Below are 361 nucleotides of genomic sequence, written 5' to 3' on the forward strand. Positions count from 1 at the left end.
ATCGGCGGGAACAAGCTGGTCGAGTGTGACCATCTCAAGCGCTGTCTGATCCGGACCGGGTTTCTTCAACATCAAAACAGTGAATCAAAAACCCCCGGCTAACGCCAGGGGTTTGTCAGCAGTCTGAGGGCGCCTCAGGGCGCCCTTTTTGCTGCAGGTAAAGGCCAGGGCTCTTCGCAGTTGCTCACCCGGATGACGATTGCAGGTAAACGGACCTATCCCTTGCTCCCGTCTCCCCCCTTGAGCATCTGTGTTTTGTGTCAAGGATGGTTTGGACACCAGATCCGGTTTTCTGAGAGGAGTGTATTTGCGAGAACGATGAGTTTTCGCATGACGGCGACAATCGCGACCTTCGGCTTTT

At 54.6% G+C, this 361-nt stretch carries 1 pseudogene; it reads right to left on the reverse strand.

Going from position 1 to position 361, the window contains the following annotated elements:
- Nucleotides 1-260: 260 nt before the first annotated feature.
- Nucleotides 261-361, reverse strand: a pseudogene (locus tag HK439_RS27065) (IS110 family transposase); the annotation flags it as partial.

Source organism: Roseibium aggregatum (assembly GCF_014692675.1).
In the GTDB taxonomy this organism is placed as follows: domain Bacteria; phylum Pseudomonadota; class Alphaproteobacteria; order Rhizobiales; family Stappiaceae; genus Roseibium; species Roseibium aggregatum_C.